This window comes from Rhodoferax sp., assembly GCF_025354435.1.
In the GTDB taxonomy this organism is placed as follows: domain Bacteria; phylum Pseudomonadota; class Gammaproteobacteria; order Burkholderiales; family Burkholderiaceae_C; genus Rhodoferax_B.
The window spans coordinates 1-25,529 of record NZ_JANXMU010000043.1 but is presented as its reverse complement, the minus strand read 5'-3'; the positions used below and the strand labels follow the sequence as shown (position 1 = coordinate 25,529).

Annotated in this window: 24 protein-coding genes; 11 read left to right on the top strand and 13 right to left on the bottom strand. The window is 61.8% G+C overall.

Annotated elements, in window-relative coordinates; genetic code table 11:
• The first annotated feature begins 158 nt into the window (after window positions 1–158).
• The 3 genes from Q0T48_RS11290 to lspA all read left to right on the top strand — a co-directional run bounded on the left by Q0T48_RS11290 (window position 159) and on the right by lspA (window position 4,622).
• The gene (locus Q0T48_RS11290; RefSeq protein ID WP_295956345.1) at window positions 159–1,193 is read left to right on the top strand and encodes a bifunctional riboflavin kinase/FAD synthetase; all 1,035 of its coding nucleotides are present in this window, start codon (window positions 159–161) and stop codon (window positions 1,191–1,193) included.
• Between the two features lie 82 nt (window positions 1,194–1,275).
• Complete coding sequence (gene ileS, locus Q0T48_RS11285) at window positions 1,276–4,113, top strand: isoleucine--tRNA ligase (RefSeq protein WP_295956343.1); 2,838 nt, start codon at window positions 1,276–1,278, stop codon at window positions 4,111–4,113.
• Window positions 4,113–4,622, top strand: a complete 510-nt coding sequence (gene lspA / locus Q0T48_RS11280; RefSeq protein ID WP_295956341.1) for a signal peptidase II — start codon at window positions 4,113–4,115, stop codon at window positions 4,620–4,622. The genes ileS and lspA overlap by 1 nt, the downstream gene beginning before the upstream one ends.
• Window positions 4,623–4,699: 77 nt before the next feature.
• Here the strand turns inward: lspA and Q0T48_RS11275 are convergent, their stop codons facing one another.
• Entirely contained in the window at window positions 4,700–5,008 is a 309-nt protein-coding gene (locus Q0T48_RS11275; protein ID WP_295956338.1) for a BON domain-containing protein, read from the bottom strand.
• Between the two features lie 375 nt (window positions 5,009–5,383).
• Between Q0T48_RS11275 and Q0T48_RS11270 the strand changes: the two genes are divergently transcribed.
• The 3 genes from Q0T48_RS11270 (at window position 5,384) to Q0T48_RS11260 (ending at window position 7,916) form a co-directional block, all read left to right on the top strand.
• Entirely contained in the window at window positions 5,384–5,704 is a 321-nt protein-coding gene (locus tag Q0T48_RS11270) for a thioredoxin family protein (protein ID WP_295956336.1), read from the top strand.
• Between the two features lie 69 nt (window positions 5,705–5,773).
• Window positions 5,774–6,169, top strand: a complete 396-nt coding sequence (locus tag Q0T48_RS11265; RefSeq protein WP_295956333.1) for a VOC family protein — start codon at window positions 5,774–5,776, stop codon at window positions 6,167–6,169.
• Between the two features lie 85 nt (window positions 6,170–6,254).
• Window positions 6,255–7,916: a Na/Pi cotransporter family protein gene (locus Q0T48_RS11260; RefSeq protein ID WP_295956331.1), complete on the top strand. Its 1,662-nt coding sequence runs from the start codon at window positions 6,255–6,257 to the stop codon at window positions 7,914–7,916.
• Here Q0T48_RS11260 and moaD read toward each other — a convergent pair.
• The 7 genes from moaD to Q0T48_RS11225 all read right to left on the bottom strand — a co-directional run bounded on the left by moaD (window position 7,913) and on the right by Q0T48_RS11225 (window position 14,639).
• Window positions 7,913–8,164, bottom strand: a complete 252-nt coding sequence (gene moaD, locus Q0T48_RS11255) for a molybdopterin converting factor subunit 1 (RefSeq protein ID WP_295956329.1) — start codon at window positions 8,162–8,164, stop codon at window positions 7,913–7,915. The genes Q0T48_RS11260 and moaD overlap by 4 nt on opposite strands.
• Window positions 8,161–9,381, bottom strand: coding sequence for a gephyrin-like molybdotransferase Glp (gene glp / locus Q0T48_RS11250; RefSeq protein ID WP_295956327.1), 1,221 nt, complete (start codon window positions 9,379–9,381; stop codon window positions 8,161–8,163). Before glp ends, moaD begins: the two co-directional genes overlap by 4 nt.
• Window positions 9,378–9,899: a molybdopterin-guanine dinucleotide biosynthesis protein B gene (gene mobB / locus Q0T48_RS11245; protein WP_295956325.1), complete on the bottom strand. Its 522-nt coding sequence runs from the start codon at window positions 9,897–9,899 to the stop codon at window positions 9,378–9,380. Before mobB ends, glp begins: the two co-directional genes overlap by 4 nt.
• Before the next feature lie 69 nt (window positions 9,900–9,968).
• Window positions 9,969–11,396: a threonine synthase gene (gene thrC / locus Q0T48_RS11240; RefSeq protein WP_295956323.1), complete on the bottom strand. Its 1,428-nt coding sequence runs from the start codon at window positions 11,394–11,396 to the stop codon at window positions 9,969–9,971.
• A gap of 155 nt (window positions 11,397–11,551) precedes the next feature.
• Entirely contained in the window at window positions 11,552–11,941 is a 390-nt protein-coding gene (locus Q0T48_RS11235; RefSeq protein ID WP_366887952.1) for a signal protein, read from the bottom strand.
• A gap of 104 nt (window positions 11,942–12,045) precedes the next feature.
• Window positions 12,046–13,368, bottom strand: a complete 1,323-nt coding sequence (locus Q0T48_RS11230; RefSeq protein WP_295956321.1) for a homoserine dehydrogenase — start codon at window positions 13,366–13,368, stop codon at window positions 12,046–12,048.
• A gap of 47 nt (window positions 13,369–13,415) precedes the next feature.
• Window positions 13,416–14,639 (bottom strand): pyridoxal phosphate-dependent aminotransferase, encoded by a 1,224-nt coding sequence (locus Q0T48_RS11225; protein WP_295956318.1) that lies wholly within the window; start codon window positions 14,637–14,639, stop codon window positions 13,416–13,418.
• Window positions 14,640–14,882: 243 nt separating this feature from the next.
• Here Q0T48_RS11225 and Q0T48_RS11220 point away from each other — a divergent pair, with 243 nt between their 5' ends.
• From Q0T48_RS11220 to Q0T48_RS11205, 4 genes are all read left to right on the top strand, one after another.
• A complete protein-coding gene (locus Q0T48_RS11220; protein WP_295956316.1) occupies window positions 14,883–15,260 on the top strand; it encodes an Mth938-like domain-containing protein in 378 nt (125 codons plus the stop codon).
• A gap of 173 nt (window positions 15,261–15,433) precedes the next feature.
• Complete coding sequence (locus Q0T48_RS11215; protein WP_295956314.1) at window positions 15,434–15,910, top strand: peroxiredoxin; 477 nt, start codon at window positions 15,434–15,436, stop codon at window positions 15,908–15,910.
• Window positions 15,911–16,072: 162 nt separating this feature from the next.
• Window positions 16,073–17,773 carry a PhoH family protein gene (locus tag Q0T48_RS11210; RefSeq protein WP_295956310.1) on the top strand — a complete coding sequence of 567 codons (1,701 nt, stop codon included), beginning with the start codon at window positions 16,073–16,075 and terminating at the stop codon, window positions 17,771–17,773.
• Window positions 17,774–17,791: 18 nt separating this feature from the next.
• The gene (locus tag Q0T48_RS11205; protein WP_295956307.1) at window positions 17,792–18,094 is read left to right on the top strand and encodes an antibiotic biosynthesis monooxygenase family protein; all 303 of its coding nucleotides are present in this window, start codon (window positions 17,792–17,794) and stop codon (window positions 18,092–18,094) included.
• A gap of 200 nt (window positions 18,095–18,294) precedes the next feature.
• Here the strand turns inward: Q0T48_RS11205 and Q0T48_RS11200 are convergent, their stop codons facing one another.
• The 5 genes from Q0T48_RS11200 to Q0T48_RS11180 form a co-directional block, all read right to left on the bottom strand.
• On the bottom strand, window positions 18,295–18,942 hold the full coding sequence (locus tag Q0T48_RS11200) for an OmpA family protein (protein ID WP_295956305.1): 648 nt from the start codon (window positions 18,940–18,942) through the stop codon (window positions 18,295–18,297).
• 222 nt (window positions 18,943–19,164) lie between these two features.
• On the bottom strand, window positions 19,165–21,768 hold the full coding sequence (gene acnB / locus Q0T48_RS11195; protein ID WP_295956304.1) for a bifunctional aconitate hydratase 2/2-methylisocitrate dehydratase: 2,604 nt from the start codon (window positions 21,766–21,768) through the stop codon (window positions 19,165–19,167).
• Window positions 21,769–21,824: 56 nt separating this feature from the next.
• Window positions 21,825–22,463, bottom strand: coding sequence for a hypothetical protein (locus Q0T48_RS11190; RefSeq protein ID WP_295956302.1), 639 nt, complete (start codon window positions 22,461–22,463; stop codon window positions 21,825–21,827).
• The gene (locus Q0T48_RS11185) at window positions 22,460–23,470 is read right to left on the bottom strand and encodes an aldolase/citrate lyase family protein (protein ID WP_295956300.1); all 1,011 of its coding nucleotides are present in this window, start codon (window positions 23,468–23,470) and stop codon (window positions 22,460–22,462) included. The genes Q0T48_RS11190 and Q0T48_RS11185 overlap by 4 nt, the downstream gene beginning before the upstream one ends.
• 5 nt (window positions 23,471–23,475) lie before the next feature.
• Entirely contained in the window at window positions 23,476–24,462 is a 987-nt protein-coding gene (locus tag Q0T48_RS11180) for a malate dehydrogenase (protein ID WP_295956298.1), read from the bottom strand.
• Between the two features lie 199 nt (window positions 24,463–24,661).
• On the opposite strand from Q0T48_RS11180, the gene Q0T48_RS11175 reads away from it, so the two are divergent.
• Window positions 24,662–25,444: a GntR family transcriptional regulator gene (locus tag Q0T48_RS11175; protein WP_295956296.1), complete on the top strand. Its 783-nt coding sequence runs from the start codon at window positions 24,662–24,664 to the stop codon at window positions 25,442–25,444.
• The last annotated feature ends 85 nt before the right edge of the window (window positions 25,445–25,529 follow it).

Here is a 25,529-nt window from a genome sequence, read left to right as displayed (position 1 = left end):
CGCCTCCTGGATCAAATGAACGACCACTTACCGGAAATGCACCAAGGGTTTCAATCCTTGTATCTGTCTGCTAGGTCACAATATACCTTGTTCCATGCGTTATTACGTGACAGCGCTTATTCGACGGGCGCAATCCGCTATCAAAAAGATACCACTCCATGCAGGTTTTTCGTGGCTTCCAACACCCGGGCATTGCGCCCCACTGTGCGCTCACCATCGGCAACTTTGACGGGGTACACCGCGGCCACCAGGCCATGCTGGCGCTGCTGATCAACGAAGCCCGGCATCGCGGCGTGCCCAGCTCGGTGATGACCTTCGAGCCGCACCCGCGCGACTACTTTGCCCAGGCCCACGGCCAACCCGACCTGGCCCCGGCCCGTATCGCCACCCTGCGCGACAAGCTCACCGAACTGCACCGCTGCGGCGTAGACCAGACCGTGGTACTGCCCTTCGATGCCGCATTTGCGGGCCAATCCCCCCAGGCCTTCATCGACGACGTGCTGGTGCGCGGCATGGGCGTGCGCTATGTGCTGGTGGGCGACGACTTCTGCTTTGGGGCCAAGCGCGCGGGCGACTACGCCATGCTGGACGCGGCAGGTGTTGCCCAGGGCTTTGATGTGGCCCGCATGAACAGCTACGAGGTGCATGGCACCCGCGTATCCAGCTCGGCCGTGCGTGCCGCCCTGCAGACGGGCCGCATGGACGACGCGACCCGCCTGCTGGGCCGCCCGTTCAGCATCAGCGGCCACGTGGTGCACGGGCGTAAGCTGGGGCGGCAACTGGGCGAGTCGGCTCCAGGCCGCCAGGACGGCTTTCGCACCCTGAATTTGCGCTTTGCCCACTGGAAGCCCGCCGCCAGCGGCATCTTTGCAGTCAAGGTACACGGCTTGGGCGATCAGGCGCTGGTGGGCGTGGCCAACCTGGGCATCCGCCCCTCGCTGGACCCGAACGACATCAACGGTGGCCGCGTGCTGCTGGAAACCCATTGCCTGGACTGGCCCGCCAGCCTGGGGCCTGAGGGGGCCTACGGTAAAATTATCCGCGTGGAACTGCTGCACAAACTGCATGACGAATTGAAATACGACAGTCTGGATGCCCTGCAAATCGGCATCGCCAAGGACTGCGACGACGCACGCGCGTACTTCGCCCTGCATGCAGAAACCAGCCGCCAGACAACGCGCGACCGAATTTAGACGATCTCAAGGCCCCTGCGGCCATTAGATCTTGCAGCCTGCGCCTGTCGGCTGCCTCCCCAACGTGTTCCCAAGAAATCCCATGACCGAATCCACCGCCCCTGACTACCGCAGCACCCTGAACCTGCCCGACACCCCCTTCCCTATGCGCGGCGACCTGCCCAAGCGCGAGCCGGGCTGGGTCAAGGAGTGGGAAGACCAGGGCATCTACAAGAAGCTGCGCGCCTCTCGCTGCGGCGCGCCGCGCTTTGTGCTGCACGACGGCCCGCCCTACGCCAACGGCAACATCCACATCGGCCATGCCGTCAACAAGATCCTGAAGGACATGATCGTCAAGGCGCGCCAGCTCAAGGGCATGGACGCGGTCTACGTGCCGGGCTGGGACTGCCACGGCCTGCCGATCGAAAACGCCATCGAAAAGCTGCATGGCCGCAACCTGAGCCGTGACGAAGTGCAGGCCAAGAGCCGCGCCTTTGCCGCCGAGCAGATCGCCGGCCAGATGAGCGATTTCAAACGCCTGGGCGTGCTGGGCGAGTGGGACAACCCCTACCGCACCATGGACTACGCCAACGAGGCCAACGAAATCCGCGCCCTGAAACGCATCATGGAACGCGGCTTTGTGTACCGCGGCCTGAAGCCCGTGTACTGGTGCTTCGACTGCGGCAGCTCGCTGGCCGAATTCGAGATCGAATATGCAGACAAGAAGTCGCAAACCCTGGATGTGGGCTTTGAATGCGCCGAGCCCGAAAAGCTGGCCGCCGCCTTTGGCCTGGCATCGCTGCCCCAGCCCGCCCTCGCCGTGATCTGGACCACCACCGCCTGGACCATCCCCGCCAACCAGGCACTGAACCTGAACCCGGCCCTGACCTACGCACTGGTGCAAACCGAGCGCGGCATCCTGCTGCTGGCCGAGAACCTGGTGGAAAAAGCCATGGCCCGCTACGCGCTGAACGGCACGGTGCTGGCCACTGCCCTGGGCGAAAAACTGGCCTTCATTAACTTCAAGCATCCGTTCTACGACGTAAAGGATGACAAAGGTGAATACGGCTACCAGCGCCTGAGCCCTATCTTCCTGGCCGACTACGCCACAGCAGACGACGGCACCGGCCTGGTCCACTCCTCCCCCGCCTACGGCGTAGAGGATTTCAACTCCTGCGTGGCCAATGGCATAAAAACCGATGACATCCTCAACCCCGTGCAAGGCAATGGCCGCTACGTGGACGAACTGCCACTGTTTGGTGGGCTGAACATCTGGAAGGCCGCGCCGCTGGTGATCGAGAAACTGCGCGAGCACGACCGCCTGTTTGCCACCGAGACCATTACCCACAGCTACCCCCACTGCTGGCGCCACAAGACCCCGGTGATCTACCGGGCCGCGGCCCAGTGGTTCATCCGCATGGACGAGGGCGAAGGTGTGTTTACCGTGGACAAAGCCCCGCAGACCCTGCGCAAGCTGGCCCTGGCCGCCATCGAAGAAACCCAGTTCTACCCCGAAAACGGCAAAACCCGGCTGCGCGACATGATTGCGGGTCGGCCCGACTGGTGCATCAGCCGCCAGCGCAACTGGGGCGTGCCCCTGCCCTTCTTTATCCATACCGCCACCGGTGAATTGCACCCGCGCACCATGGAGCTGATGGACCTGGCTGCCAATATGGTGCAGCAGGGCGGCGTGGAAGCCTGGAGCAAGGCCACGGCGGAATCGCTTATCGGTAGTGACGCGCCCAACTACATCAAGAGCACCGACATTTTGGATGTGTGGTTTGACTCTGGCACCACCCACGAACACGTGCTGCGCGCCAGCCACGCCGAGCAATCCGCCTGGCCCGCCGACCTGTACCTGGAAGGCCACGACCAGCACCGCGGCTGGTTCCATAGCTCCCTGCTCACCTCGTGTGCCATGTACGACCACGCGCCTTACAAGGGCCTGCTGACCCACGGCTTCACCGTCGACGGACGCGGCCGCAAGATGAGCAAGAGCGAGGGCAATGTGGTGGCCCCGCAAGAGGTCAGCGACAAGATGGGCGCGGAAATCATCCGCCTGTGGTGCGCCTCCACCGACTATTCGGGCGACCTGGCCATCGACGCGAAGATTTTGGCCCGCGTGGTAGACACCTACCGCCGGGTGCGCAACACGCTGAAGTTCCTGATGGCCAACGTCAGCGATTTCGATCCTGCAACCGATGCGGTGCCCGCCGACCAATTGCTGGAAATCGACCGTTACGCACTCAGCCGCGCGGCCCAGCTGCAGGCCGACATCCTGGCGCACTACGAGGTGTACGAATTCCACCCCGTGGTGACCAAGCTGCAGGTGTATTGCAGCGAAGATTTGGGTTCGTTCTACCTGGACGTGCTGAAAGACCGGCTCTACACCACCGCGCCCAAGTCGCTCGCCCGCCGCAGTGCCCAAACCGCGCTCTGGCAGATCACCCACGCCATGCTGCGCTGGATGGCCCCGTTCCTGAGCTTCACGGCAGAAGAGGCCTGGAAAATCTTTGGTAGCTCGGAAACCATCTTCCTGGAAACCTATGCCGACCTGGGCACGCCAGATGCCACGCTGATGGCCAAGTGGAGCCGCATTCGCGAAATCCGCGACGCGGTCAACAAAGACATCGAAGTGCTGCGCGCCGACGGCAAGGTGGGCGCGTCGCTGCAGGCCAATGTGGACCTGACCGTGCCCGCAGACGACTTTGCGCTGCTGTCCAGCCTGGGCGCGGACCTGAAATTCGTATTCATCACCTCCGCTATCACTTTAATAGCTGGTGACGCAGTCAGTACCAGCGCCAGAGCCAGTTCTGACGTGAAATGTGAACGCTGCTGGCATTACACGCCGGACGTAGGCGTGGACACGGCCCACCCCACCCTGTGTGGCCGCTGCAGCAGCAACCTGTATGGAGCCGGTGAAACCCGGGCGTTTGCGTAATGGCGACCAAAAGCAAATCCACCTTTGGTAAATCCAGCGCCAGCCTGATTCCCTGGCTGGGCCTGGCGCTGATCATTTTGATCGCCGACCAGTTCACCAAAGTGCTGATCACGGGCTACTACCACCTGGGCGACAGCACCTATGTCACCAGCTTCTTCAACATCGTGCGGGCCCACAACACCGGCGCGGCGTTCTCGTTCCTGGCGGGCGAAACCGGCTGGCAGCGCTGGTTCTTTACCGGCATCGGGGTGGTGGCGGCGCTATTCATCATTTACATGCTGCGCTCGCATCCCGGGCAAAAGCTGTTCTCGTTTGCCATGGCCTGCATTCTGGGCGGTGCCATTGGCAACGTGGTGGACCGGCTGCTGCACGGCTACGTGGTGGACTTTCTGGACTTCCACTGGCGCGGCATGCACTTTGCCGCCTTCAACCTGGCCGATGCCGCCATCACCATCGGGGCCATCAGCCTGATTCTGGACGAGCTGCTGCGGGTTCGGCGGGGTAAATAGGCAGCGACTCTGCACAGCAAAAAGCCCGCTTCTGCGGGCCTTTTTTTGGCCTGCCGCAGCAGGTCGGGGGATGCCGTTTACTCGTCGTTGTCGGTCGAGAAGGTGCGCACGCTGCTGTAAGCGTTGGACACACCAGACACCTTGCTGGCCACTAGGCGGGCCTTGGCTTCTTCCACGGGGCCTTGGGCCCAGCCGTGCAAGGTCACATTGCCATTGCTGGCGGTGACGGTCAGATCCTTGGCATCGCCACCGAGTTGGCTGCTGATGGCGGATTGGACCGAGCTTGCCAAGTCTGCATCATTGCCTGCAGCATGGGCGGGCAGGAAAGCGCCAGCGGTCAGGGCGAACAGGGCGGAAGCGGCGATGCGGTTGAAAGTGCGTGTCATGGTGAAGTCCTTTGGGTTGTTACACCAATATGGGTGCATTGTTTTGGGGTGAAGTGATCTTCCCAAGCGGCGACAGCTTGTGTGTGTCGGGAACATGCTGGCCGTGTTGCAGCTGCAATCCAGGATGCAACCCATTCTTATTTTTAGCTATCGAATCAGTAGCATACACCGCATACTTCGCCTGCGCTAAAGCCTTAAAATACCTATAAATCAATAGCCACCCACTCTGCCACACCGCGGTGTCTGCGGGGACGGACAACGCAGCACCATCGGGCTGGCCGTTCCAAGACAGGAAGCCCCGGTGCGGGCCTGGTTTGCAGAGGTGCCGACCTCTACACTGGCGACCTGTATCCCATCCTGACACGCAAGGACACCATGGCCCACACTTACCACCAGGAAGCCCCCACCCGCGCCGACATCGACACCCGCCTCGGCCCGCTGGTGCTGGAGTTTGGCGACGACTATTGCGGCATCTGCGCCGCTGCCCGCCCTGCCATCGAACAGGCGCTGGCCGAACGGCCCGAGGTGCAGCACCTCAAAATTGCCGATGGCCGGGGCCGCCCGCTGGGCCGGTCGTTCGGTATCAAGCTGTGGCCGACCCTGGTGTTTTTGCAGAATGGGCGTGAAGTGGCGCGGCTGGTGCGGCCCACGCAAGCCCAGGCTATTTCCCAAAGTTTGCATTTGCTACTGAAATAATAGCTTTTTGCGTAGGTAGCACCTGCGCTGGAGGCGATTTTTTCTTGTATTTTTCAAAGGAGAACCAGCATGCCTATCCAGCTCGATCACACCATCGTTCCCAGTCGCAACAAGGTGGCGGCGGCCCAGATGCTGGCAGAGCTGTTGGATGTACCCTGGGCACCTAGCAGCCTGGGGCCGTTTGCGCCGGTGTACATCAACGACGGGCTGACGCTGGACTTCATCGACACCGAAGAAGCATTCCCCATCTACCACTTCTGCTTTCGGGTGGAGGATGCTGCGTTCGACGCGATCTTGGGCCGCATCCGTGCCGCGGGCATCCCGTTTCGCAGCACGGTGCGCGGCCCCCAGGATGGGCTGGTCAACCCGTTCATGGGCGGGCGCAGCATCTACTGGAACCAGCCCGACGGCCACCAGTGGGAGATGCTGACCGTGAGCTACGCGCGCCCGCCCAGCAACGGCTAAGGTGGGGTGGCGAATGCAGACGACTCCTGGGCGCTTACATAGCAATAGCTGTCGCAAGCCCGGCGTATAGTCGCGCGCTTAAGTTATGAAGCATTTACTCAATTTATTAGCCGCTATCGCGCTGCTCGTCTGGGGAACCCATTTGGTACGTACCGGCGTACTGCGGGTATTTGGGGCCAATCTGCGCCAGATCCTGGCGCACAGCATGGGCAACCGGTTCACCGCCGCTTTGTCTGGTATTGGCGTAACGGCCCTGGTGCAGTCCAGTACGGCCACCTCGCTGATGACCTCGTCCTTCGTCGGCCAGGGGCTGATCACCCTGCCCGCCGCGCTGGCCATCATGCGCGGGGCCGACATCGGCACCAGCTTGATGTCGGTACTGTTCTCGTTCGACCTGTCCTGGCTGTCGCCGCTGTTCATCTTTGTCGGCGTGGTGATGTTTTTGTCCACCAAAGACGGCACCGCCGGGCGCATTGGCCGGGTGCTGATCGGCCTGGGCCTGATGCTGCTGGCCTTGCGGCTGGTGGTGGAGGCCACCGAGCCGCTGCTGGCCTCACCGGTGGTGCGCGGCCTGCTGGCGGCGGTGAGCAGCGACGTGCTGATGGAGATCACCCTTGGCATGCTACTGGCGGTGCTGGCCTATTCCAGCCTGGCCGTGGTGCTGCTGATTGCCGCGCTGGCCGCGTCCCACGTGATCCAGATGGACGTGGCGCTGGGCCTGGTGCTGGGTGCCAACCTGGGCAGCGGCGCGCTGGCGGTGCTGACCACCTCCAAATCGGCCATCGAAGTGCGCCAGGTCACCGTGGGCAACTTTGTCTTCAAGCTGATGGGCGTGGTGCTGGCCGCCCCCTGCGTGGGCCTGTGGCTGCGCCACGTGCACCCGTCTATGCCTGATGCCACCCAGGGCGTGGTGCTGTTCCATTTGGCCTTCAACGTGGCGATGAGCGTGGCCTTTATCGGGCTGACGCAGCTGGTCGCCAAGGCCATGGAAAAGCTGCTGCCCAAGCCGCCCACCCAACCGGCCGAGCGCACCCGGCCCCAGCACCTGGACCCGTCCGCCCTGTCTACCCCCTCGCTGGCCATCTCCTGTGCTGCCCGCGAGGCGCTGCACCAGGCCGACGTGGTGGAGACCATGATGCTGGGCATCCTGACCGTCATCAAGAACAACGACCTCCCGCTGGCCGACGAGCTGCGCAAGCTCGACGACACGGTGGACCGGCTGTACTCGGCCATCAAGTACTACCTGACCAAGATCTCGCGCGAAGCCCTGTCGGAAGAAGAAAGCCGCCGCTGGACCGACATCATCAGCTTCACCATCAACATGGAGCAGATCGGCGACATCATCGAACGCGTGCTGATCGATGTGGAAGACAAAAAGATAAAACCTGGCCGCAATTTCTCTGAGGCGGGCATGGCCGAAATCACCGAGCTGCACGCCCGGCTGGTCGACAACCTGCGCCTGTCGATGAGCGTGTTTTTGAACGGCAATGTGCACGATGCGAAAAAGCTGCTGGAAGAAAAAGCCCGTTTCCGCGACCTGGAGCACGCCTACTCGCGTTCGCACCTGATCCGCCTGGCGGACAACACCCAGTCCAGCATCGAAACCAGTTCGCTGCACATCGACCTGATCAGCGAATTGAAGCGCATCAACTCGCACATCTGCTCGATTGCGTACCCGATTCTGGATTCCGCCGGGGCACTGGCGCCGAACCGGCTACGCAGCTCCAAGCTGGCGGATTTGAACTAGCCGCCCGTCACCGGCGGGAAAAACGCCACTTCGGCACCGTCCACCAGCGCAGCGTGCGCGCCCACCATCACCTGGTTCAGCGCCACCCGCACCGACCGGCCTGGGGCCAGGCTGCTGGCGTAGGCTCCGCCCCGGGCCACCAGCTCGTCGCGCAGGGCCTGGACGGTGGTGGCGGTGGTGTCCACCGGCTCCTGGCCGGTGCCCAGCGCCTCGCGGATGGAGGCGAAATACTTCACTGTCAGCTTCATGCCTGCAACTCCGCCAAGGGAATGAAGCGCACCGTGTCGCCCCAGGCGATGGTCTGGCCGGGCTGGGTGTCTACCAGGCCGTCGGCCCAGGCGGCGCTGGTGAGCACGCCGGAGCTTTGGTTGGCAAACAAATCCAGCCCGCCCGCCGCGTTGCGCCGCACCCGCAAAAACTCACGCCGCTTGTCGGCCCGGGGCCAGTCAAAGTGCGCGGGCAGTTGCATCGCAGGTGGCTCCACGGCGGTGGCACCCTGCAGGCGCAGCACAAACGGCCGCACCAGCAGCAAAAAGGTCACGAAGCTGGCCACTGGGTTGCCCGGCAGGCCGATGAAGTGGCTGCCCCCCACCGTACCGTAGGCGAACGGCTTGCCGGGTTTAATAGCCAGCTGCCACAGGTGCAGGCTGCCCAGGGCCTGCACGGCGGCTTTGACGTGGTCTTCTTCGCCCACCGAGACACCGCCGCTGGTCAGGATCAGGTCGTGCGTCTGGCTGGCGGCGCGCAGCGCGTCTACCGTGGCATCGCGCTGGTCGGGCACGATGCCCAGATCGGTGACCACGCAGCCCATGCGCTGCAACAGGGCGCGCAGGAAGAAGCGGTTGGAGTTGTAGATGGCACCCGGGCGCATGTCTTGTGGAGCTACATCGCCAGGCATGACCAGTTCGTCCCCGGTCGAGAACAAGGCCACCCGGGGGCGGCGCGCCACGGTCAAGGCATCCATGCCAATACTGGCCGCTAGCGCGATACCGGCGGGCGTAAGTCGCTCACCTTTCGATAGCACTACGGCATTTTGAGCCACGTCCTCGCCCGCGCGGCGCACGCACTGTCCTGGCTGGGGCGGACGCAGCACGCGCACCGTGCCATCGGGCTGCACGGCGCACTCTTCCTGCATCACCACCGCGTCGGCCCCCACGGGCAGTGGCGCGCCGGTGAAGATGCGGGCCACGGTGCCGGGCTGCAGGGGCTCGGGGGCGGCACCTGCAGCGATGCGCTGGGATACCGGGAGTGCAGCATCGGCCACATCGGCACAGCGCATGGCATAGCCGTCCATCGCGCTGTTGTCGAACGAGGGCACTTGCAGCGGGGACACGGCATCCTGCACCAGCACGCGGCCATCGGCATCGAAGGTATTGACGTTTTCAACAGCGGCCAGCGGCACGGCGTAGGCCAGCAGGGTCGCCAGTGCGTCGTCAAGCGGGATCAAAGGGGCACGGGGGGTCATACGGGAGCCTGGTATTCAAAAAGGGCTGCATGCTGCTGCAACCAGGCCACCACGGCGGCAGGGTTGTTGATGTCCAACACCGGGAGCGTGGAGGGACTGGGCAGCGGGGAGTCGGTGGCGATGGCAACGATGCGGGCATCCTCGGGGTACTGCACGGGCTGCTCGGACGCGGCGCGCCAGACTTCGATCTTCGGCAGTTCGCTGGTTTTGAAACCTTCCACCAGCACCCAGTCCACGCCGGGGTTCAGTTCTGCGATCAACGCGTGTACCGACAGGCGCTCCGGCTCGGCAAATTCACGCACCAGGGCCAAGCGCAGGTCGGAGGCAATCACCACCTCATACGCACCCGCCTGGCGGTGCCGCCAGCTGTCTTTGCCGGGCTGGTCGATGTCGAAACGGTGGTGCGCATGCTTGGCCACCGACACGCGCAGGCCCTGCTGCTTGAGCAGCGGAATCAGTTGCTCTACCAGGGTGGTTTTGCCGGAGCCGGAGAACCCGGCAAAGACTACGGCCTTCATGCTTGCATCTGACAAAAACTACATTTTTGATAGCTACTAGCGTAGGAGCTATATGCGCTAGTGGGCGTTTTAACCACAAGTTTTCTCGATCAAAGATTTGATCTGTACGACATCGGCGGGCAGGTTCAGCACACGCTTGGGCAAGGCCTCGATGCCCAGGAACTGCGGCGGCCGGTCGGGTTCGCGGCCCAGGGCTTCGACGATGGTGGCGGCGAACTTGATGGGCAGGGCCGTCTCCAGCACTACCATGGGCACGCCGGCTTGCAGGTGTGCACGGGCGACCTTCAGGCCGTCGGCGGTGTGGGTGTCGATGACCATGCCGAAGCGCGCGTCGGTATCCCGGATGGTGGCCAGGCGGTCCGCGTGGGTGCTCTTGCCGCTGGCAAAGCCGTAGCGGGTGGCGGCTTGCTGGAATGCCGGGTCGGCGCTCAGGTCGAAGTAGCCCTGGGCCGCCAGTTGCGTGCTGAACAGGTTTTTGGTACGCGCACCGTCGCGCCCTACCAGGTCGAACACAAAGCGCTCGAAGTTGGAGGCCTTGGAGATGTCCATCGACGGGCTGGAGGTTTCATGCGTGTCGGCGCTGCCGCGCACGCGGTAGATGCCGGTGCGGAAGAACTCGTCGAGTACGTCGTTCTCGTTGGTAGCCACCACCAACTTTTCGATCGGCAGGCCCATCATGCGTGCCACGTGGCCCGCGCAGACGTTGCCGAAGTTGCCCGAGGGGACGGAAAAGCTGACATTCTGGTCGTTGGTCTGGGTCGCCTGGATGTAGCCCGCAAAGTAATACACCACCTGGGCCAGCAAGCGCGCCCAGTTGATGCTGTTGACGGTGCCGATCTTGTATTTGCGCTTGAAGTCAAGGTCGTTGGACACGGCCTTGACGATGTCCTGGCAGTCGTCGAACACGCCTTCGATGGCAATGTTGACGATGTTCTCGTCCATCAGGCTGAACATCTGCGCCTGCTGGAACGGGCTCATGCGGCCTTGCGGCGAGGTCATGAACACGCGCACGCCTTTTTTGCCGCGCATGGCGTATTCGGCCGCGCTGCCGGTGTCGCCGCTGGTGGCCCCCAGGATGTTGAGCTGCTCGCCGCGCCGGGCCAATTCATATTCGAACAGGTTGCCCAGCAGCTGCATGGCCATGTCCTTGAAGGCCAGCGTGGGGCCGTTGGACAGACCTTCTAAAAACACGCCGTTTTCCAGGTGCCGCAGGGGCACGATTTCACCAGTGCGGAACACCTCCACGGTGTAGGTTTTGGCGCACAGGGCGCGCAGGTCGGCGGCGGGAATGTCGTCGATGTACAGCGACAGGATTTCGAACGCCAGCTCGGCGTAGCCTTGCTCGTGGTAGACCTTGCGCCAGCGGGTCAGCGTGGCGGGATCCACCTGCGGGTAGTGCGCAGGCAGGTAAAGGCCGCCATCGGGGGCCAGGCCTTCGAGCAGGATTTCGCAAAATTGGCGCGGCGTAGCGTCACCGCGGGTGGAGAGGTAGTGCATGGGGTTTGTCTCGCAGTCAATGTGCCGCAACGCAGGGTGCTTGCGCGCCAAATGTGTGTGCAAATTTTAGCAACGCAGAGCCGCCATCCCCAGACGCAAACCCAGACGTAAAAAAACCCAGCCAGGCTGGGTTTTTTAAAGCGCCATGGGGCTGCTTACTTTGCGCAGGCCTTGCCACCGGAGGGGTGGTTGCCCTTGGCCTTGGCATCGGCTTCGGCCATGTATTCGCCGGTCTTGGTCTTGCCGTAGAACTTGGTGCCTTCGCAATGGTAGGTCTTGGACTTTTCGTTGACCCAGACCTTGCCGTCGCCGCCGCCAGCAGCTGCCACGGTAGGCATGGCGGTTGCGGCTTTCTTGGCGGCAGGGGCTGCTGCGGCAGGCTTGGCGGCGGGTGTGGCCGCAGGCGCCACCACTACAGGGGCTGCAGCGGGAGCCATGGCAGCAGGGGCCGAAGCGGTGGCGGCAGGCACGGCGGTGGCGGCAAAGCCCACACCGGCGAAGCACATACCAAGGGCGATAGCGAGGGCACGGATATTGGATTTCATAGGGATTCCTTAAATGAAGCTTGCAGTTGAGAGGACCACAGCGCCGAATGTTTGCGCTTGTAAACCTCAACGGCCCATGCCGTGCCCAGGCCGACCGCTTTACATCACGCTAACTCTTCTTTACGAATGCGCGTGATCGGGGCCAGCACGGTGGGCAAGGCCTGCATCTGCGACAGGGCGGCGTTCATGCGCGATTCAATGCAGTCGTGGGTCAGGATGATCACATCGGTCTGGGTGGCACCCTCGCCGCCCACTTCGTCGGCTTCGCGCTGCAGCACCGCGTCGATGCTGATGTCGGCGGCCGCCAGCAGGCCGGTTACAGTGGCTAGCACGCCGGCCTGGTCGGCCACGCGCAGGCGCAGGTAGTAGCTGGTGACGACTTCGCCCATGGGCAGCACCGGCAGGTCGCTCATGGAGTGGTGCTGGAAGGCCAGGTAGGGCACGCGCTGGGCCGGCTCGGCGGTGTGCAGGCGGGCAATATCCACCAGGTCGGCGATCACCGCGCTGGCGGTGGGCTCGCTGCCCGCGCCCTTGCCGTAGTACAGCGTGGTGCCGACGGCATCGCCCTGCACCATCACCGCGTTCATGGCTCCTTCTACATTGGCAATCAGACGCTTGGCCGGGACCAGGCTGGGGTGCACGCGCAGCTCTACACCGTTGGCGGTGCGCTTGGTGATGCCCAGCAGCTTGATGCGGTAGCCGAGCTGTTCGGCGTAGCGGATGTCTTGTGCGCCGAGCTGGGTGATGCCTTCGATATAGGCCTTGTCGAACTGCACCGGGATGCCGAAGGCAATCGCCGACATCAGGGTCAGCTTGTGGGCCGCGTCCACGCCTTCAATGTCGAAGGTCGGGTCGGCCTCGGCATAGCCCAGACGCTGGGCTTCTTTGAGCACCACGCTGAAGTCCAGGCCCTTGTCGCGCATTTCGCTGAGGATGAAGTTGGTGGTGCCGTTGATGATGCCGGCCACCCACTGGATGCTGTTGGCCGTCAGGCCTTCGCGCAGCGCCTTGATGATGGGGATGCCCCCGGCCACGGCGGCTTCGAACGCGACCATCACGCCCTTGGCATGGGCAGCAGCAAAAATTTCGGTGCCGTGCACGGCCAGTAGGGCCTTGTTGGCGGTGACCACGTGCTTGCCTGCAGCAATGGCTTCCAGCACCAGCTCTTTGGCCAGGGTGGTGCCGCCGATGAGCTCGACCACGATGTCGATGGCCGGGTTTTGCACGATAGCGCGGGCATCGGCTACCACCTGGGCGCGGTCGCCCACCAAAGCCTGGGCTTCGGCGATGTTGCGGCGCGACACCATGGTGACTTCGATGCCGCGCCCGGCGCGGCGCTTGATTTCTTCCTGGTTGCGTTGCAATACGTTGAACACGCCGCTGCCGACGGTGCCGATGCCGAGGATGCCTACTTGGATGGGTTTCATATCAGTTTTATATATAAATAATGGCTCTAGCGCAGATACTGTTTGCGTTAGGCGCTACGTTTACGATAGTGTTCCAGGAATTTGGCAACGCGGCTAATGGCTTCACGCAGGTCGTCTTCGTGGGGCAAAAATACGATGCGGAAGTGGTCCGGCGTGGGCCAGTTGAAACCCGTGCCCTGCACCAGCATCACATGGGTTTCCTGTAGCAATTCAAGGATGAACTGCTGGTCGTCCGCTATCGGATACATGGTCTTGTCCAGTTTAGGGAACATGTACAACGCCGCGGTGGGCTTGACGCAGCTGACTCCGGGGATCGCCGTGATCAGCTCGTAGGCCAGGTCGCGCTGGCGGCGCAGGCGGCCGCCCTCACCCACCAGGTCGTTGATGCTCTGGTAGCCGCCCAGTGCCGTCTGGATCGCCCACTGGCCGGGCACGTTGGCGCACAGCCGCATGTTGGAGAGCATGTTCAGGCCCTCGATGTAGTCGCGCGCCGGTTTCTTGTCGCCCGACACCACCATCCAGCCCGCGCGGTAGCCGCAGGAGCGGTAGCTTTTGCTCAAGCTATTGAAGGTCAGGGTCAGCACGTCGTCGCTGAGCGAGGCCATGGCCGTGTGCTTGGCGCCGTCGTACAACACCTTGTCGTAGACCTCGTCGGCAAAAATCACCAGGCCGTGCTCACGGGCCAGCGCCACGATGCCTTTGAGCAGGGCATCGGAGTACAGCGCGCCGGTGGGGTTGTTGGGATTGATGACCACAATGCCCTTGGTGCGCGGCGTGATGCGCGCGCGGATGTCGTCCAGGTCGGGCATCCAGCCATTGGCTTCGTCACAGATGTAGTGCACCGGGGTACCGCCCGACAGGCTCACCGCCGCGGTCCACAGCGGGTAGTCGGGCGCGGGCAACAGCAACTCGTCGCCATCGTTCAAAAGGGCGTTGGTGGCCATCACGATCAACTCGCTGGCACCGTTGCCCAGGTAGATATCATCCAATGTGACAGCTTTTACACCTTGTTGCTGGGTGTAATGCATTACCGCTTTGCGCGCGCCGAAAATGCCTTTGCTGTCCGAATAACCGGCCGAGTTGGGCAGGTTGCGAATCATGTCCTGCTGGATTTCTTCGGGCGAATCAAAGCCAAACACCGCCAGGTTGCCGATGTTGAGCTTGATGATTTTCAGGCCCTCTTCCTCCATCTGGCGCGCTGCGTCCATGATGGGCCCGCGGATGTCATAGCACACACTGGCCAGCTTGGTGGATTTTTGGATGGTCTTCATGGTGTCCCTGGCGGGCGCAGGCTCAAGCCGCCGCACCCGAGCAGTCGTAGTAATAAAAACGGAATTACCCATTCCCCGAGCAGGCTCAACGCACGCCTTCCAGAAACACCGCAGAGCTGGCTTTGCCAGGCTGCTGGTGTTGCCCCCTGAAAGGGGGTTGGCGAAAGATGCGTAGCACTGCAGCTTGGGGGTGTAAGTAATAAATAGAAACCTATAATTGGACCACATTTGCAAAGCCGATCCATGAAGCTCCAACCCGATAAATTCGACGTGCAATCCATCACCGGCTACGGCCCAGGCTGGGTCGGCATCAATACCGACAAAGTGCTGCACAGCGTGGTGGTGGGCTCGCGCGGCGAGCGGCTGGAGTGGCACTGCAGCCGCTTTGAAGATTTAACCCCCGAGCATTTTGCCCAACTGGCCGCGATGGGCCCGGAACTGGTGATTTTTGGCAGCGGCAGCCGCATCCGCTTTCCGCAGCCGGTATGGCTCAAGCCCCTGATGGCGCAGCGCATCGGCATAGAGACCATGGACACCCAGGCTGCCTGCCGCACCTACAACATCCTGGCCCAGGAGGGCCGCCATGTGGTGGTGGCCTTACTGCTTGAGCCTGCCGCCTGAGCCTGTCGATGGCCCTCCCGGTTTCCGAGTAAAATCGAGGGTTGCAGTTTGAAGCAGCCAGCGGTCGGGCTTTAGTGCCATCACAAGCATGCTGGCACCAATTACCCGGCCTTTCGCACCAGCCACTTCAAGCTTTCGACGACCACACCCAGTCACAAGAGACCCCAAGCACTATGGCGATCGTTGTCAATAAACTTATCTCTGAATTTGAAGCCAACGCCACCGGTGGCATTAAGGTTTCCAACACCACGCACCTTGGCAAAGTTGTGGTTTTGTATTTTTACCCGAAGGACAACACTCCCGGTTGCACCACCGAAGCCATGCAGTTCCGCGACAAGCACAAGGAATTCGTCAAGGCCGGTGCCACTGTGTTCGGCGTGTCGCGCGACAACATGAAGTCGCACGATGAATTCAAAACCAAGCTCGAGCTGCCGTTTGAACTCATCGCAGACACCGAAGAAAAAATGTGCCACATGTTTGGTGTGGTCAAAAACAAGATCATGTACGGCAAAAAGGTCAAGGGCATCGAGCGCAGCACCTTCCTCATCGGTGCCGACGGCATCCTGAAGAACGAGTGGCGCGGCCTGAAAGTTCCCGGCCATGTGGACGATGTGCTGCAAGCCGTCAAAGACCTGAAAAAAGCGGTTTAACGCAACTCGCTGCCAGTACGTAGTACCGCAACAGGGCTCATGCATAATGAATTCATGTTGCTGGTAAATTTAACTACGCTCACCCTCAAAAGCCGCCCGGCCTGCCTGGCGGCTTTTGCGCTTTTTGATTGCCTTTAATTTAACGAGCGAGTCCCACAACCTATGCCATTGCCTCCCGCCCCCACCAAGCGCGCCGCCACTTTGGCCCGTGAAGCCTATGACGTGATAGCCAAGTCCATCAAAAAAGCGGGGACCAACCGGGCACCTAAAGCCGCTGCCAACGCATCCGCTTTGCAAGAGAAACCGCAAGCCCGCAACGTGGAGCCGGTGGTCGAACTCAAGCGCGAAAAGCCCGCGCCCGAAGCTCCCAGAAACCTCCCCAACCTGGACAAACCCAGCGAAGCCCCAGCGCGCAACCGCAACGCCGCCCTGCTGCAAGAGCCTGCGCCCAAACGCAAAGCGCCCAAGAGCGCCAGCCCGGCCAAGCTGTTTGTGCTGGACACCAATGTGCTGATGCACGACCCGATGTGCCTGTACCGGTTTGAAGAGCACGACATCTTCCTGCCGATGATCGTGCTCGAAGAGCTCGACAGCAACAAAAAGGGCATGACCGAAGTCGCCCGCAACGCCCGCCAGACCAGCCGCTCGCTGGATGCGCTAGCCGGCGCCAAAGAGGCCGACATGGCCGAGGGCCTGAAGCTGGACACCACCGGCCACCTGGAAGCCGGTGGCAAGCTGTTCTTCCAGACCCAGACACTGAACTACACCCTGCCCAGCAGCCTGCCCCAGGGCAAGGCCGACAACCAGATCCTGGGTGTGGTCGAAGCGCTGCGCCCGCTGCACCCGGGCCGCGAAGTGGTGCTGGTGTCCAAAGACATCAATATGCGCGTCAAAGCCCGCGCCCTGGGCTTGGCTGCAGAGGACTACCAGAGCGACAAGGCGCTGGACGACGGCGAATTCCTGTACTCCGGCGCGCTGGCCTTACCCGCCGACTTCTGGACCAAGCACGGCAAAACCGTGGAGAGCTGGCAGCAAGGCCTGTACACCTTCTACCGCATCTCCGGCCCCATCGTGCCCGAGATGATGGTGAACCAGTTTGTGTACTTCGAGTCGCCCGGTGAGCCTAATCTGTACGCCCGCGTCACCGAAATCCGCGCCAAAACCGCGGTGCTCAAGACACTGAAGGACTACAACCACCTCAAGCACGCCGTGTGGGGTGTCACCACCCGCAACCGCGAACAGAACTTCGCGATGAACCTGCTGCTCGACCCCGAAGTCGATTTCGTCACCCTGACCGGCAACGCAGGCACCGGCAAAACCCTGATGGCGCTAGCTGCGGGTCTGACCCAGGTGCTAGATGAACGCCGTTACACCGAAATCATCATGACGCGGGCGACGGTCAGCGTCGGTGAAGACATCGGCTTCCTGCCCGGCACCGAGGAAGAAAAGATGGGCCCCTGGATGGGCGCACTGGACGACAACCTGGAAGTGCTGGCCAAAACCGAGACCAGCGCCGGCGAATGGGGTCGCTCGGCCACCAACGAACTAATCCGCTCGCGCATCAAAATCAAGAGCATGAACTTCATGCGCGGCCGCACCTTCCTGAATAAGTACGTGATAATCGACGAGGCGCAAAATCTGACGCCCAAGCAGATGAAAACCTTGATCACCCGCGCTGGCCCCGGCACCAAGATCGTCTGCATGGGCAACCTGCAGCAGATCGACACGCCCTACCTGACCGAAGGCTCCTCCGGCCTGACCTTCGCGGTAGACAAGTTCAAGGGCTGGCCGCACAGCGGCCACATCATGCTGGCCCGCGGCGAGCGTTCCCGTCTGGCCGACTTCGCCAGCGAGGTTTTGTAAACCCTACCGAGACAAACCATGATTTTAGAAATTGCCGACATCCGTATTCGCCCGGGCGAACAAGCTGCTTTTGACGAGGCCATAACGCGGGGCCTGGAAACCGTCATCAGCAAGAACGCAGGCTGCGAGGGCTACAAGGTCAACAAGGGCGTAGAAAGCCCCGAGCGCTACGTGCTACAGATCTTCTGGACCTCCATCGAAGCCCACAACGTCGGCTTCCGCGAAAGCCCGGCATTTGCCGAGTGGCGCGCCATCGTAGGCCCGTTCTTCGCCACCCCTCCCGTAGTGGAACATTTCGAGCTGGTCACCAAGTCGCCTTGATCCCACAAGCGTAAAAAAGCCCGTGGAACCATTAGGTTCCACGGGCTTTTTTTTATGGTCTAAACAGCACCAACCCCAGCCAAAATCCACCCCATCCCCCTCCAGAAACACCGCAGAAATGGCTCAGCCAGGCTGCTGGTGTTGCCCCCTGCAAGGGGGGGTTGGCGAAAGAAGCGAAGCTCTGTAGCCTGGAGGTGTGCCTAGTTCCCGCGTTCAGCCAGGAAGATTTCGACCCGGCGGTTGCGGGCGCGTCCGGCATCGCTGCTGTTGTCAGCCACTGGCTCGCGCGAACCCCGGCCCGCCACGATGATGCGGCGCATATCTACGCCACGGGCGGCCAGGTAGTCGCGCGCGGCATCGGCCCGGTCGAGCGACAGGGGTTCGTTGATGGCATCGCTGCCGGTGCTGTCGGTATGGCCGATGATGCGCACCTCGGTATTGGGTTGGTTTTGCAGGCCATTGGCAAACTGGTCCAGGATGGGACGCAGATTGGGCTTGATGTTGGCCCGGCCCGTATCAAACGAGATGTCACTGGGAATGTTCAGCTTGAGCTGGTTGTCAGCCGTTTGCGTCACCGCTACGCCAGTGCCCGCCGTAGCCTGCTCCATCGCCGCTTTTTTGTCCTGCATGTGCTTGGACCAGACATAGCCGCCCAGCGCGCCAAGCCCTGCACCAATGGCCGCACCGCCCTTGCTGTCGCCAATGATCACGCCCGCCAGCGCACCAATGCCTGCGCCGGTGGCGGTACCTTTTTGCGTTTCACTCATGTTGGCGCAACCGCCCAGGACCAATGCCAGGGCGGTGGTGGCGAGGATGGCCTTGCGGGGGATGTATGCACTGTTTGTCATTCGGATCTCCTTAGAAATGGGGCTCAAGAGTAAACCAACTACCATAACGTTTGTACCCCGAAAAGGTTACAAGCTGCCGCAATAGCTCCACACTTTACATTTATAACAAATAGGCAGCTAGCGCATATACAACAACGGCCTGTAGCTATCTAAAAAATAGCAACAGGCCTTGGCATAAAAACCAGAGGGCGCAGGCCCTCTGGCATCAGAACGATCAAACGGTTAGGCGGCGGCGGTGTCTTTCACCGTGTCGGCCAGGTCGGTGTAGTCTTTGACCTTGTCGAAGTTCAGGTACTGGTAAATCTTCTCGCTGTCTTTGCTGAGCACGCCCATGTCGGCCATGTATTCGGCCTTGGTGGGGATGCGGCCCAGCTTGGAGCAGATGGCGGCCAGCTCGGCCGAGCCCAGATACACATTGCTGTTTTTACCCAGACGGTTCGGGAAGTTGCGGGTAGAGGTAGAGAACACGGTAGCGCCCTCTTTCACCTGCGCCTGGTTGCCCATGCACAGGCTGCAACCCGGCATTTCCATGCGCGCACCGGCGCTGCCCAGCACGCCATAATGGCCTTCTTCGCTGAGTTGCTTGGCATCCATCTTGGTGGGCGGTGCCATCCACAGCTTGACGGGGATGTCGCGCTTGTTTTCCAGCAGCTTGGAGGCGGCGCGGAAGTGGCCGATGTTGGTCATGCAGGAGCCGATAAAGACTTCTTCAATCACATTGCCAGCCACTTCGGCCAAGGTCTTCACATCGTCTGGGTCGTTCGGGCAGGCCACGATAGGCTCGTGGATGTCGGCCAGGTCGATTTCGATGACGGCCGCGTAGTCGGCATCGGCATCGCCGTGCATCAGCTCAGGGTTGGCCAACCAGGCTTCCATCGCCTTGATGCGGCGGTTGATGGTGCGCACATCCGAGTAACCGGTGGCAATCATCCACTTTAGCATGGTGATGTTGCTGTTGATGTACTCGATGATCGGCTCTTTGTTCAGGTGCACGGTGCAGCCGCCCGCAGAACGCTCGGCAGACGCATCGCTGAGCTCAAACGCTTGCTCAACCTTCAGGTTAGGCAGGCCTTCAATTTCCAGGATGCGGCCCGAGAAGATGTTGATCTTGCCTTGCTTGGCCACAGTCAGCAAACCGGCCTTGATGGCGTACAGCGGAATCGCATTCACCAGATCGCGCAGGGTGATGCCGGGCTGCATTTCGCCCTTGAAACGCACCAGCACGCTCTCGGGCATGTCCAAAGGCATCACTCCCGTGGCTGCGCCGAAAGCGACCAGGCCCGAACCGGCGGGGAAGCTGATGCCGATGGGGAAACGGGTGTGGCTGTCGCCGCCGGTGCCCACGGTGTCGGGCAACAGCATGCGGTTCAGCCAGCTGTGGATGATGCCGTCACCGGGGCGCAGCGGCACACCGCCGCGGGTGCTCATGAAGTCGGGCAGTTCGTGGTGCATCTTCACGTCCACCGGCTTGGGGTAAGCGGCGGTGTGGCAAAAGGATTGCATCACCAGGTCGGCGCTGAAGCCCAGGCAGGCCAGGTCTTTCAGCTCGTCGCGGGTCATGGGACCGGTGGTGTCTTGCGAACCAACCGAGGTCATCTTGGGTTCGCAGTAGGTACCGGGGCGCACGCCCTGGCCTGCAGGCAAGCCACAAGCGCGACCGACCATCTTTTGCGCCAGGGTGAAGCCCTTCTTGGTGTCCACCGGGTTTTGCGGCAGGCGGAACAGCGTGCTGACGGGCAGGCCCAGCGCTTCACGCGCCTTGGCGGTCAGGCCACGGCCAATAATCAGCGGAATACGGCCACCGGCACGCACTTCGTCGAACAGCACTTCGCTCTTCAGCGCAAATTCGGCTATGACCTTGCCGTCTTTCAGCGCCTTGCCTTCGTAGGGGCGCAGCTCAACCACATCGCCCATGGCCATTTGGCTCACGTCGAGTTCGATCGGCAGCGCGCCGGAGTCTTCCATGGTGTTGTAGAAAATCGGCGCGATCTTGGCACCCAGGCACACACCACCGAAGCGCTTGTTGGGCACAAACGGAATGTCTTCACCGGTGAACCACAGCACCGAGTTGGTGGCCGACTTGCGGCTGGAGCCGGTGCCGACCACGTCGCCCACGTAGGCCACCAGGTTGCCCTTGGCGCGCAGGTCTTCCAGGAACTTGATAGGGCCGCGTTTGCCGTCGTCTTCCGGAACGATGCCAGGACGGGCATTTTTGTGCATGGCCAAGGCGTGCAGCGGAATGTCAGGGCGGCTCCAGGCATCGGGTGCGGGCGACAGGTCGTCGGTGTTGATTTCACCGGCCACCTTGAAGATGCTGACGGTGATGCTTTTCGGCACTTCGGGGCGGCTGGTGAACCATTCGGCATCGGCCCAGCTTTGCAGCACGGCCTTGGCGTAGGTGTTGCCCTTCTCGGCCTTTTCCTGCACGTCATGGAACTGGTCGAACATCAGCAGGGTTTTCTTCAAACCGGCGGCAGCGGCCTCGGCCACGGTGGCAGACGTGTCGTCCAGCAGGTCAATCATGGGGCTGATGTTGTAGCCGCCCAGCATGGTGCCCAGCAGTTCGGTGGCTTTTTCACGCGTCAGCAGGGGGCATTTTTCGGTGCCATGGGCCACGGCGGCCAGGTAGCTGGCCTTGACCTTGGCGGCATCGTCCACGCCAGCGGGAATGCGGTGGGTGATCAGGTTGAGCAGGTTGGCATCTTCGCCTGCGGGCGGGTTCTTCAGCAGCTCGATCAGCTCGCCGGTCTGCTTGGCAGACAGGGGCAGCGGGGGAATGCCGAGGGCGGCGCGCTCAGCGACATGGGCGGCATAGGCTTGCAACATGGTTTTCTCCTAGTTCAAATAATCGTGGGGGCAAACGGAAGGGCTTGAAAAGGTTCTTATGGTTTGGCAACTTCGGGTTGCGGTGCAGCCTGCTCCGGCACAGCGACCGGCGCCACGGGCACGGGAGCCACTGCGGCAGCAGGAGCATTAAGCACGCTTTGTGCCGGATTCAGCTTGAGCGACTCGGCCACGGCGATCTGCTGTGGGCTCATGCATTCGTCGGCCAGGCGCTGGCCCAGCTTTTGGTTCATCAGCATGGACTTGTTGCCCAGCTGCAGCCACACGGCTCCGGCTTTCTTGTCTTCCAGGCGGATGGCACCGGTGCTGGTTTCCACTGGGAACATGCGGTATTTAATGGTTTTGACCTGCACGTTGAAGTAGCCAGGGTATTTGGTGTCGGGCACCAGCGTGACAGTGGTACCCAATTCGCAGGGCACGTTACCGACTTGCACGCGCTCGGCAATCGCCATCTCGGCGGGGGTCAGGGCCGCTTCAGCTGCTTCGATACCGGCAGCCACATTTTTGGCGGCGGTTTTGAGCTGGATGCGGCTGCTGGTGGGCTTGGGAGCAGGCTTGGCGGCGGCTTTAGCCGTGGTTTTAGCGGCAGCCGCTTTCACCGGCTTTTTGGGTGCGTCCTGGGCCAGAACCAACGCGGGGGCCAGTGCCAACAGGGCAGCAAAGAGGATCAGTTTCATACAGTTTCAGTGGTGAGAATAGGAGTAGGGGGCTTGAAATACGCCGCCATTTCGGGCGGCAAGGCACGCCCAGTCTGGTGGGCGCGCTCCAGCACCTGCCAAAAATAACGGTAGCTGGCACGGTCGTGCAACTGACCCGCAAAAGAAATCGGGGCCCAATGGGCGGCCACCGCGGCGGCAATGATGCGGGCGGCGGCTTCGACCTCGGCCTCGCCCGGCGCAAACGCGGCCAGGATAGGCCGGATCTGGCTGGGATGGATGCTCCACATGCGGGTGAAACCAAGCGTGCGGGCCGCACGTTCGGCAGCGGCCTGCAAGGCCAGCGTATCGGCAAACTCGGTGACCACGCAGTGCGACGGCACCTTGCCATGCGCGTGGCAGGCGGAGGCAATCTCCAGCTTGGCGCGCACCACCAGCGGGTGGGTAAATTGGCCGGTCGCGCCCATGGCATCGCCCGGAATGGCTCCGCCGTGGCTGGACACAAAATCCATCAGCCCAAAGCTCAGGGACTGCACGCGGGGCTGGGCGGCGATTTCGAACGCACGCTGCACGGCGGCAGGCGATTCAATCAAAACATGTAGCGGCAGATGCAGAGCAGATACCCGCTGGAGCGCTTTTTCAACCAAAATAACATCGCGCACCGATTCGATCTTGGGCACCATGATGTGGGTCAAACGGTGGCCTGCCTGGGCGGCGATGACGGCCATGTCCTGCTCGAAAGCCGGGTGGTCTACCGCATGGACCCGCACCGCAACACGTGCATCAGGGGCGGCGGCCAGCGCCAGGGCGACCACCATGGCGGCGTGCTCGGCCTCACCGCCAACGGGCGCACCGTCTTCGCAGTCCAGGGTCACGTCGAACACGCAGGCCCCAAACTCTTCGGTCATCTCGGCCTGCAATTGCAGGCTTTTGCGCATCCGCGCTTCCACACCACTGTAGTGGTCACAGACCGGCAGGAGCACCTGAGCAGCCTGGGCACCCAGCAGAACTTGGCGTGGATGCTGCATTTTGCTTAGAGCAGGTGGGCTACGCCAGCTTGCTCGTCTTGCAACTCTTTCAGTGTGATGTTGATGCGCTCCTGGCTGAAGGCATCTACTTCCAGGCCTTCAACCAGCTTGTATTCGCCGCCTTCGCAGGTCACGGCAAAGCCGAACATCACGTCCTTGGGAATGCCGTACTGGCCGTCCGATGGGATGCCCATGGTGACCCACTTGCCGTTGGTGCCCAGGGCCCAGTCGCGCATGTGGTCAATGGCGGCATTGGCTGCCGAGGCGGCCGACGACACGCCGCGTGCCGCGATGATAGCCGCGCCGCGCTTGCCCACGGTAGGCAAAAAGGTGTTGGCATTCCACTCCTGGTCATTGATCATGGTCTTGACGCTTTCGCCGTTGATGGTGGAGAAACGGTAGTCGGCATACATCGTGGGCGAGTGGTTGCCCCAGACGGTGAGTTTTTCGATGTCGGCCACAGCCTTGCCAGTTTTGGCAGCGATCTGGCTCAGCGCGCGGTTGTGGTCCAGGCGCAGCATGGCGGTGAAGTTCTTGCGTGGCAGGTCTGGCGCGCTCTTCATAGCAATGTAGGCATTGGTATTGGCAGGATTACCGACCACCAATACCCTGACGTTGCGGCTGGCCACAGCATTCAGGGCCTTGCCCTGGGCGGTAAAAATTGCGCCGTTGACGGCCAGCAACTCGGCACGCTCCATGCCGGGGCCACGGGGACGTGAACCAACCAGCAGCGCGTAATCAGTGTCCTTGAATGCGGTCATCGGGTCGCTGTGGGCTTCCATGCCTGCCAGCAACGGGAAAGCGCAGTCGTCGAGTTCCATCATCACGCCTTTGAGGGCTTTTTGCGGGCCTTCAACTGGCACCTCAAGCAATTGCAAAATCACGGGCTGGTCTTTGCCCAGCATTTCGCCAGAAGCAATGCGAAACAACAGGGCGTAACCGATTTGACCTGCTGCACCAGTGACGGCAACGCGGACGGGGGGTTTAGACATGATTGGCAACTTTCAGATTGGTTAGAAAAGGGTAAGCGGATCAGTGATGTGAATGTGCAGTGTGAGCGGCTGCCGGACTTGCACCTGACGGGCTATCCAGTCAACTTCAGCGCCGGATTTTACGCTTGAAAACCGGGCAGCGTCAACTTGTCTTATGTCTTATATAAGATATGATTACGTGGATTCACACCCCGTACACATGGCCGCAATCCCCACCTCTTCTGCTCCCTCATTTGCCGATGATCTGGCCAGTGCGACGCCAGCATTCAGCCCGCTTTACCAGCAGATCAAGGGCCTGATTTTGCAAAGCCTGCAGTCTAGCGAGTGGAAGCCCGGCGAAGCCATTCCCTCAGAGATGGACCTGGCGGCACGCTACCGCGTCAGCCAGGGCACCGTACGCAAGGCCATAGACGAGCTGGCATCGGGCAATCTGGTGGTGCGTCGCCAGGGCAAAGGCACATTTGTAGCCACGCATGCAGAGCAACATGTGCAGTTCCGTTTTCTCAAGCTGGTGCCCGACAGCGGCACCCCCGGCAGCGAAGGCCCGGCCCAGCGTGAGATCATCGACTGCCGCCGCCTACGGGCCAGCGCCGACATTGGCCGCATTCTGGGCCTGCGCAGCGGCGACTCGGTATTGCAGGCACGACGGGTCCTCAGCTTTGCCGGTACACCCACTATTCTGGAAGACATTTGGCTGCCCGCCGCGCCGTTCAAGGGACTGACGGCCGAGCGCCTGGCCAACTACCACGGGCCGATGTACGCCCTGTTTGAAACCGAATTCAATGTGCGCATGGTGCGGGCCGAAGAAAAGATACGCGCCGAGCCCGCTACTGACGGGCGCGAGCTGTTGTTGAAGGTGGCGCATGGCACGCCGCTGCTCAGCGTAGAGCGCATCGCGTACACCTACCAGGACCTGCCCATGGAGCTGCGCCGGGGCTACTACCGCACCGATACGCACCACTACCACAACACACTGAACTGACTGGGGACTTCGGGCAGATGCACTTCAAAGGCAACAAATCATCGCTCCCCAGCAAGCTCTGCGTGACCTGCGGCCGCGAAATGAC

Bases quoted from the DNA above. Each gene is read 5' to 3' on its own strand.
- Q0T48_RS11290 (WP_295956345.1), top strand. From the start codon at position 159: ATGCAGGTTTTTCGTGGCTTCCAACACCCGGGCATTGCGCCCCACTGT.
- ileS (WP_295956343.1), top strand. From the start codon at position 1,276: ATGACCGAATCCACCGCCCCTGACTACCGCAGCACCCTGAACCTGCCC.
- lspA (WP_295956341.1), top strand. From the start codon at position 4,113: ATGGCGACCAAAAGCAAATCCACCTTTGGTAAATCCAGCGCCAGCCTG.
- Q0T48_RS11275 (WP_295956338.1), bottom strand. From the start codon at position 5,008: ATGACACGCACTTTCAACCGCATCGCCGCTTCCGCCCTGTTCGCCCTG.
- Q0T48_RS11270 (WP_295956336.1), top strand. From the start codon at position 5,384: ATGGCCCACACTTACCACCAGGAAGCCCCCACCCGCGCCGACATCGAC.
- Q0T48_RS11265 (WP_295956333.1), top strand. From the start codon at position 5,774: ATGCCTATCCAGCTCGATCACACCATCGTTCCCAGTCGCAACAAGGTG.
- Q0T48_RS11260 (WP_295956331.1), top strand. From the start codon at position 6,255: ATGAAGCATTTACTCAATTTATTAGCCGCTATCGCGCTGCTCGTCTGG.
- moaD (WP_295956329.1), bottom strand. From the start codon at position 8,164: ATGAAGCTGACAGTGAAGTATTTCGCCTCCATCCGCGAGGCGCTGGGC.
- glp (WP_295956327.1), bottom strand. From the start codon at position 9,381: ATGACCCCCCGTGCCCCTTTGATCCCGCTTGACGACGCACTGGCGACC.
- mobB (WP_295956325.1), bottom strand. From the start codon at position 9,899: ATGAAGGCCGTAGTCTTTGCCGGGTTCTCCGGCTCCGGCAAAACCACC.
- thrC (WP_295956323.1), bottom strand. From the start codon at position 11,396: ATGCACTACCTCTCCACCCGCGGTGACGCTACGCCGCGCCAATTTTGC.
- Q0T48_RS11235 (WP_366887952.1), bottom strand. From the start codon at position 11,941: ATGAAATCCAATATCCGTGCCCTCGCTATCGCCCTTGGTATGTGCTTC.
- Q0T48_RS11230 (WP_295956321.1), bottom strand. From the start codon at position 13,368: ATGAAACCCATCCAAGTAGGCATCCTCGGCATCGGCACCGTCGGCAGC.
- Q0T48_RS11225 (WP_295956318.1), bottom strand. From the start codon at position 14,639: ATGAAGACCATCCAAAAATCCACCAAGCTGGCCAGTGTGTGCTATGAC.
- Q0T48_RS11220 (WP_295956316.1), top strand. From the start codon at position 14,883: ATGAAGCTCCAACCCGATAAATTCGACGTGCAATCCATCACCGGCTAC.
- Q0T48_RS11215 (WP_295956314.1), top strand. From the start codon at position 15,434: ATGGCGATCGTTGTCAATAAACTTATCTCTGAATTTGAAGCCAACGCC.
- Q0T48_RS11210 (WP_295956310.1), top strand. From the start codon at position 16,073: ATGCCATTGCCTCCCGCCCCCACCAAGCGCGCCGCCACTTTGGCCCGT.
- Q0T48_RS11205 (WP_295956307.1), top strand. From the start codon at position 17,792: ATGATTTTAGAAATTGCCGACATCCGTATTCGCCCGGGCGAACAAGCT.
- Q0T48_RS11200 (WP_295956305.1), bottom strand. From the start codon at position 18,942: ATGACAAACAGTGCATACATCCCCCGCAAGGCCATCCTCGCCACCACC.
- acnB (WP_295956304.1), bottom strand. From the start codon at position 21,768: ATGTTGCAAGCCTATGCCGCCCATGTCGCTGAGCGCGCCGCCCTCGGC.
- Q0T48_RS11190 (WP_295956302.1), bottom strand. From the start codon at position 22,463: ATGAAACTGATCCTCTTTGCTGCCCTGTTGGCACTGGCCCCCGCGTTG.
- Q0T48_RS11185 (WP_295956300.1), bottom strand. From the start codon at position 23,470: ATGCAGCATCCACGCCAAGTTCTGCTGGGTGCCCAGGCTGCTCAGGTG.
- Q0T48_RS11180 (WP_295956298.1), bottom strand. From the start codon at position 24,462: ATGTCTAAACCCCCCGTCCGCGTTGCCGTCACTGGTGCAGCAGGTCAA.
- Q0T48_RS11175 (WP_295956296.1), top strand. From the start codon at position 24,662: ATGGCCGCAATCCCCACCTCTTCTGCTCCCTCATTTGCCGATGATCTG.